The 8,105-nt window shown below is 39.7% G+C and carries 4 protein-coding genes; all 4 read right to left on the bottom strand.

The window, feature by feature from the left end:
- Positions 1-431: 431 nt before the first annotated feature.
- Complete coding sequence (locus HMPREF1532_RS05680) at positions 432-2,270, bottom strand: thiol protease/hemagglutinin PrtT (protein ID WP_005926106.1); 1,839 nt, start codon at positions 2,268-2,270, stop codon at positions 432-434.
- 115 nt (positions 2,271-2,385) lie between these two features.
- The gene (locus HMPREF1532_RS05675; protein WP_005926103.1) at positions 2,386-3,312 is read right to left on the bottom strand and encodes a hypothetical protein; all 927 of its coding nucleotides are present in this window, start codon (positions 3,310-3,312) and stop codon (positions 2,386-2,388) included.
- Between the two features lie 30 nt (positions 3,313-3,342).
- On the bottom strand, positions 3,343-4,992 hold the full coding sequence (locus tag HMPREF1532_RS05670) for a RagB/SusD family nutrient uptake outer membrane protein (RefSeq protein ID WP_005926100.1): 1,650 nt from the start codon (positions 4,990-4,992) through the stop codon (positions 3,343-3,345).
- Positions 4,993-5,016: 24 nt separating this feature from the next.
- The gene (locus tag HMPREF1532_RS05665) at positions 5,017-7,989 is read right to left on the bottom strand and encodes a SusC/RagA family TonB-linked outer membrane protein (protein ID WP_259029937.1); all 2,973 of its coding nucleotides are present in this window, start codon (positions 7,987-7,989) and stop codon (positions 5,017-5,019) included.
- Between the last annotated feature and the right edge of the window lie 116 nt (positions 7,990-8,105).

Here is an 8,105-nt window from a genome sequence, read left to right as displayed (position 1 = left end):
TCCTGTGTCTGCATTCCGATGTAAGAAATCTGCAAAGTCTTTGCAGAACTATCAGTATGTTATTGTACTGATATACATATAGATACAAAAGCAAGAAGAACTAATAAAAGAATATTGAAAAGAATATAACTTGCTGAAAATAAAAATGTTAACTATTTTGTAGTAAAACTTTGTTTTAGTCATTTCTACTATTACAGTACTTTGTTTTTAATATAACCACCTGTATTATAGTAGATTATAAATTACTTATCTTATTTGTGTCGTATTGAAGATATACTTTTAAGTCACTAATAATATGTCCGTTACTAATTAATTTACTTTATAAATGAGCAGAACAATAAAAAGAGTAACTGTCGAAATACGATAATTACCCTTTCTTTGATGTAAGATATTATAAACGTTATTCGTTTATATCCTCCTTAAATCAGCAATCAATTCTTAATAAATTTAGCGGAACTTACCCCTTCGGTAGTAATTACCTTTAGTATATATATGCCGGAATCGTAATCTTCGCATGAAAAATTGAACTCTACGTTTTCCGGGCATTCGATTGCCTTTTGTAATTGTCCTTTTATATCATAGATCATCAACATTGTCATTGTTACAGGAGATTTTATAAAAATCCGGTTATTATCATTTGTGACGATAACATTCGATATATTATTTTGCTCCGTTTTTTTTAGACCTGTTCCTCCTGCTTTTACTACAATTTCTGTAGTTACATCCCGACCTCCTTTCACTTGACTCCATGTTTCAACATCATTTGCACGATACATTAACCAAATCCGATCACCACTTTCCGGAGTTTTGGTAATGGTACAGGTGAGCGAATATCCGCTACCGGGCATACTTCCGCTGTTACCATCCATTGCCTCCAATTTAGAAACGGCATATTCTCTGGATATAAACTCTTTTACATCCCCATTCTCGCCAACCAATGCTAAGGCTATGGTACCGGCAAAATTGCGAAGACCATAATTCGCTATAAACGCAGCCATTACATCAAACTGAGTATTAGGTAAGAATTTTGTTTCTGTCGTAGATAATCCGCTATAAGTAACTCCACCTGAACTCCCTTTAAAAAAGGCCAGCATATCACGATAGCTTGAACCGGTTTCAGCTTTCTTTATACCTACTATTGCATTTTGTCCGATAGAAAATCCTCCGCCGGAATTACCTCCTATACCTTGTTGGTCAGGCTCCAGCGTTGATAATAAATAATACCCGTTAGCTGTGCCGCCCCATCCCCAATTTACATGATACCTATCGGCTTTGTAACCATCAAAAACAAATTGATGCCCCTCACGCTGGCTATTACTTCCACCATAAATCACAAGACGGCCGGTATTTAATTCCGCTTTTAACAAAGCATCCCACTCGTCACTTGTGTACCATTCCTTTTCCAGTACAGTCATACTTTTATCATACTTCATATAATCTACCATTCCCCGGGCGGCTATCAAAGTGAAAGCTCCACTTTCTTTAGGTGTATAATCCATCTGGGAAAGCACACCACAGTGATACATCAACCTTGCCACCTGATTGGCTTGCGTCGGAGTATAAACACCTTCTTCATAAATATCCGGCATATTGTCCCAATCGTAAGTTACCGTATAATTTGCAGAAACGGTTCTTTCATAAGTCCGTGTCGTATATGAAAATGTAGCGCCATTTCCTTTATCCGGCCAACGGTTATATTTCATGACGATAGCCAATGCAGTTGCTACACAACCCGTTGGAGCTATAATCCCATCTATCGGCGGACACATTTTGTTATAAGGAGTGCCTTGGTTCCATAGAGCAGTTTCCAACAGCACTTCATTTTCTGCATTGTCTGATAAGTATCCATTTTCCAAACTGTTCCACAGTGCTGTTATTGATGCAGACGGAACCCTATTTTGTGCTCTGCTCCAATTAATCTCTTCCCGATAGCATGTCATCCAGTTTTGTAAATTAGATGGCATGTTTTCAACCTCAAATTTTCCAGTATTGCTGTATGCCAATACAGGAACTGCCACATCATCACCGGCAATAATAACAAACCCGCCTTGAGGAATACGATTGAAAACATGAAAGGCCGGTATGGCATCAGTACGCGTTTGCGCGCTTTCACCATTCCATACGTATTCATATTTCGTTTCAACGGAACGGGTTGTTTCCTGATTTTCGAAAAATGTGCGGGCTAATTGCTCCGCTCTCGACACGGTTACATTATCTGCCCATAACAATGATGATGAAAAAAGAAAAAGCCAAAACAGATTACGTCTCATAAATATATATTTTTATATAATAAAGGTTCGATACTCGGCAACTATTAATCTCCAGAATAAAAATCCCCTTACTTTTGAGAAGAGCAAGGGGATTTCAATTTGTCAAAGTCAGCTATTATTCATCTGTAAGACTCGCTTTATAAACATCAATGCTTAAATATAATTTCGTTGGATTTTTGCTGGCGGGAGCTGCGCCATCATTATCCTGAATAAAGAGAGAGTTGGCAGGGAACGTTATCACATCGTTTGCAATCGTCCCCAATGGATATGTTTTAATGTCATTTGACAAGTTTCCATAAACAGTACCAATTATCATTTCACCATACCCCAGGTTTAGACCGGTTTTTGCGACCTGCATCGTCACCCCATCAATAGTAGATGTCAATACAAACTGGCGCTCTCCCAGGAATGTTTCATTATAGGGATATCCGTCATATATTACAGGATCTCTACTAATATAATATTCTGCTGGAGCATAAGCGTTATTAAAACGATATTTCATAGAACTTCCCAAATCAGCTTTTTCAATCTCGATCCCTACTGCCATCGGACTAACTCCGAAGAAAGTGGAAACAGTACCATCTACATAAACACCCATACCGATACTTTCCCATTTGATACGTTGTATACTGGTTTTGGCCAGACTTGCTCCTTTATACGGGTTGACATAATCGGAATCAAAAGTCAACTCAAAACTATATTCAACTCCCATTTCTGCATTCGGGAACGTAACTACCATAGTTGTCTCAGCTTCACCGGCTGCAAAAGATACCGACTCCGGAATTACGAAAACATTATTAGAATTGTTTATCACTTTTACAGGTACAGTCACTGCCCCGTCCGTTTTATCACGGCCTACAGTTAGAGTTAATGAAGTGATAGCCGGATCGAGTTCATAATTATAGGTATTGGATTCAGAGAAATAAACACCGACACAATCAGGACTTACCGTTGGAGAGGGGTCTCTCTCAAGATCATCAGAGCAAGCACCAAGAGCCCATGACAATACTCCTAATACTGCAAATTTAATATATTTATTCATATTCTTCATATTTATTTAAAACGATTATTATTAGTCCGTTACACCATCTTTCAAGCCGGCACCGTCTCCCGGTTGAGGTTGACGACCGCCATTATTATTTGCTGATAAAGGAATACCGGCATTACTATTAGTCTCATCTTGAGGTATACGCATCAATAACCAACCATCATTGGATGCAATATTAAATGCGAAATTACCAGGAAAATTGGTTGTTACCGCACTGCTTACACGTACGATATTTTTGCCGAGACGCATGATGTCTGCCATCGAGAATCCCTCACCCCAAAGTTCTACACGGCGTTGGAACCAAACTTCATTCTGGAAAGAAGTTGCATCTGCAGAAGTACATACGTAATTTTCATCACGATAAGCTTTTATGAAGTTCTCCAAAATAGCCTTACCTCCCGGTAGATCCCCTGCCATAGCCGTACCTTCGGCGGCAATCAGCAACATCTCTTCATAGCGCATCATACACCAGTCACCTGCATTTTTATCATTACCTACTCCACCGTATTGTGCAAATTTTACATTGGTATAAGGCGCAAACGGAACTTTTACATCCGGGATAGATAATGATGCGATTTCATCGCCAATTGCATCTCCCCAAGTCAAATCAGCCAGATTGTCCGAATGTAAATTTTCGTCTACCCACCAGCCTTTACGCACGTCTGTATGTGGGATTTTCCGGAATAACAAGTTATTGATCATCTTATAACAGCCTTGTCCGGTTGCATATCCTCTACCGGCGAAAGAGCTATAAGCAGCCGGCCAGGTAGTAAGCTGACGTTGAATGTTGCTTTCTGCTATGATCGCTCCCCATATCCAGTTTGCAGCCTTATGATCTATAAATGTCGGTTTGGAAACATCTTCACGAGTATAGGGAGCATATCCCTTCATTGCTTCCTGAGCATCGGATGCTGCTTCGGCCCAATTTTCCATATACAGATTGGCGCGGGCGCGAAGTCCATAAGCCACATTCAAGTCCACTTCGTTTTTAGAAGAACGGGTGTAGTTTAAGTCTTTGAATATGTCAATCGCCTCATTCAAATCATCCATGATTAATTTATAAGCAGCTTCTGCTGTTGCACGTGGATTGCTTGACGGATCTCCTTCCATATCATGCGTTACAAGAGGAACGGTAGGCTTGTCTTCATTCCCTTTGTATTTAAACTGGAAATAAGGAACTATACATAAATAATCGAATGCACGAACCGCTTTTGCCTGCGCTTTATAACGAAGCAATGTCGTATTATCCGTATCAGCAGGAATAGACTTCAAGATGTCATTTGCCTGCTTGATCTGGTTGTAAAACAAAGCCCAACGTAAATACGGATTGGCATATGTATCGCTACGATCAGAAAATTCGCTACAGGTAGAGAACCAGTTATAATCAGAGTTGGTTGAAACCATATCCGGACCATTCAAATCCTGGGAAAGGCACACTGCCGGATAACCGAAATCATCATCACGGGCACTGGTGAATATGACCTTATAGGATGCCGATATTTGAGAAAACATACCGGTTACATCGGCCTGTAATCGTTCGGGCATCATCTCAACTACTTGTTGCTTTTGTTCATTTGTAAATGTTCCGCCTTCAGGAATCGTATCAAGATCGGCACAAGATGCGATCAACGAACCTCCTAAGACCAGGACTAAATATTTATTTGCCATTTTCATAATTTCATCGTTTAGTTATTAACATTAGAATTTCAAAGTAATACCACCGGAAATTGTTCTCAGTGCCGAATATCGGAAACTACCGGAAGTAGTAGAACTACCTAATCCCCAGTATTGACGTGGATCCAATCCTTTTTTACCGGATATAACGGCCAGGTTTTCGCCGGAAACATACAGACGTAAACTTGAGATACCGAGTGTATTTGTCAAACGTTTCGGGAATGTATATCCTAACATGACACTATTCAAGCTCAAATAATCCGAGCTGACCAGGAATCGGGATGACTGTTTCTGGTTAGTGTCATCCGAAGCACAGAGACGTGGAACGTTTGAATTCGGATTTTCCGGAGTCCATGCTTCCAAAACATCTTTATGGAAATTGGTTCCTGCACCGTCACCACGATGCATCAAAGCTTCATAAGTACCATCATACAACTTACCGCCAAGTTGATAAGAGAACTGTACGGAAAGATCGACACCGTAAGCATTCAACTGTGTACCGAAACCACCGTATACTTTTGCCAAAGTACTGCCTAAGTCAGACTGTTTTGCTTTTGAATAATCATCAGTAGTGTTATAATCACCATTGTCAGGATCAACATAATATAATGCTTTACCGTTATCGTGGTCAACGCCTGCATATACCGGCAAGTATGAGTTATATAAAGAACCACCGATACGGTAAATAGCATTGCTGTATTTTATACCGCCGTTATTTTTAGCTGATTCTGCAAGATCGGTAATCTTATTTTTATAATGAGTTGCATTGACATTAGCAAGCCATTCTATATTGTTATTTTTGTAAAGTACTCCGTTCAAATCGATCTCTACACCTTGGTTCACAATTGAACCTACATTCATCGGAATAGTAGCGTATCCCATGGAAATAGGCACAGGTTGGTTATAGAGCAAATCCACCGTTTTACGATTAAAATATTCAATTGTACCATTTAAGCGGCTACCGAATAACTCGAAATCGACACCGGTATTGAATGCATACGATGTTTCCCATGTAATATCTTTATTACCTTTGTAAGTGAACGATACTGCAAAATCACCGTTACTGTCTGTTACTGAATATTGGTCGGCGTACGCATAGTAGTTTCCAAGATTATCATTACCCTGTATACCATAACTTGCCTTAAACTTTAACATGTCTACCCATTTTGCATTATACATGAAGTTCTCTTGGCTGATGAGCCATGCAAGACCTACACTTCCGAAGTTACCCCAACGGTTGTCCGGATGGAAACGGGAAGAAGCATCGCGACGATAAGATGCACTAAGGAAGTATTTACCATCATAGTCATATTGAATACGGCCCAAGAATCCCATTGTAGTATATTCATTCGTAAAAGAAGCCACCTTAGGAGGAGATGCAATTGCATTGCTTAATTCACCGATAGTCGGATTATAAATTTTAGTATTGCTACCTTGTAATTCCTGTATTTTCAAATTATATGATTCGTATCCTGCCAAAACATCAAAATTATGTAAATTTGCAAAAGTCTTTTTGTAAGTTGCAAGATACTGCTGATTGATTGCAAATTCCCGATAATGAGCCACATAAACTGCTCCACCGCTACTTACGCTCGAACCATAAAATGGATTTGATAACTCATTGCTGCGCTGGTTACGTACATTAGCACCGATATTGGCTGTAATAGACAACCCTTCTATCGGAGTTAAAATGGCATACCATTTACTGTTGATTACATCTGTATAAGCATTTTGCTTATCCAAGTCCATTGTTCCCAGGGGGTTACCCGACATACTGGGGCGGACAAAGTTCGTAGAAGAACCAAAATCATAAACAGTCAATCCGCGTTCGTCCACTTGAATGTTTCCGTCTGGATTACGTACATATACAGGATAAATCGGAGCAATCATATTGGTAAGCTGGAACAAGTTGCCGCTTGAGCCCCATGTAGTTTGTCCGCTCGGGGATTGTATATTATAATAGGTATATCCTATATTAGCACCGACTTTCAACCATTTTTTTGCTTGATAATCAGCTTTTGCACGTCCGGTGAAGCGTGTAAAACCCGAACCGGGAACAATACCGGAGTCATCCAGATAACCCGCTGACATGTAGTAGTTTATTTTATCGGAAGCACCTGCAACAGATACATTATACTCCTGACGAAGATTGGAATTACCAAATGCTTCATCATACCAATCATCCGGTCTATAATAATATTTGCCGTCAGAATATCCCAATGTAGCATTAGGATTGAGTTTGAAGTTTGTACCTATCAGTTTTTCTCCTTCAGGAACTGTATATACCAAATAACCGACACCACCATTTTTATCATCCAGCAAAGCCGCGTCGGCAAAAGCATAAGCTTCTGTCATACTGGAACCATTGTATGCTTTTGAGTTATACAATGCACGATACATTGTTTCATAATACATACCCGGATCTGTCATTACATCATAGGTAGGCACTGCACGACGATTAGAACCCCATTTGGCATCTACAGTGATAACAGCTTCTTTAGAATCTCCCTTTTTAGTAGTTATCAAGATAACTCCGTTGGCACCACGGGCACCATAAATGGCATTTGCAGCCGCATCTTTCAATACGGTCATACTTTCAATATCCTGCGGATTGATAGAAGAAATACTTCCATCAAAAGGAATACCGTCCACTACATATAGAGGAGAGTTGCTCGCACTCATGGAGCCGATACCGCGAATGCGGACAGTAGCAGCGCTACCCGGTTGTCCATTGTTGGCAATGGTTTGTACTCCGGATACCTGGCCGGCTAATGCATTCGTTACATTGGAAACAGAACGCTCGGCCAGTTTATCGGCCTTTACCGTCGATGCAGAACCGGTAAACGACGATTTCTTGGCAGTACCATAAGCTACTACCATCACCTCATCAATCATCTGAGAATCGGATTTAAGGAATATTTTCAGGGACGGCTTTATTGCAACTTCTTGGGTCTGCATACCAATAAACGAAATTTGCAAAGTCTTTGCAGAACTAATCTTATTTTAAATTGCTTATAATTAGTTGTTTATAGAAAAACATCAGTACTTTGCTGTATTTATTAATCCATATATTATTTTATTATAAATCAGTGTATTATATATAAAATATATGA

This window comes from Bacteroides salyersiae WAL 10018 = DSM 18765 = JCM 12988, assembly GCF_000381365.1.
GTDB lineage: Bacteria > Bacteroidota > Bacteroidia > Bacteroidales > Bacteroidaceae > Bacteroides > Bacteroides salyersiae.
The sequence above is the reverse complement of the archived record's forward strand: the minus strand, read 5'-3'. Positions and strand labels throughout refer to the sequence as shown.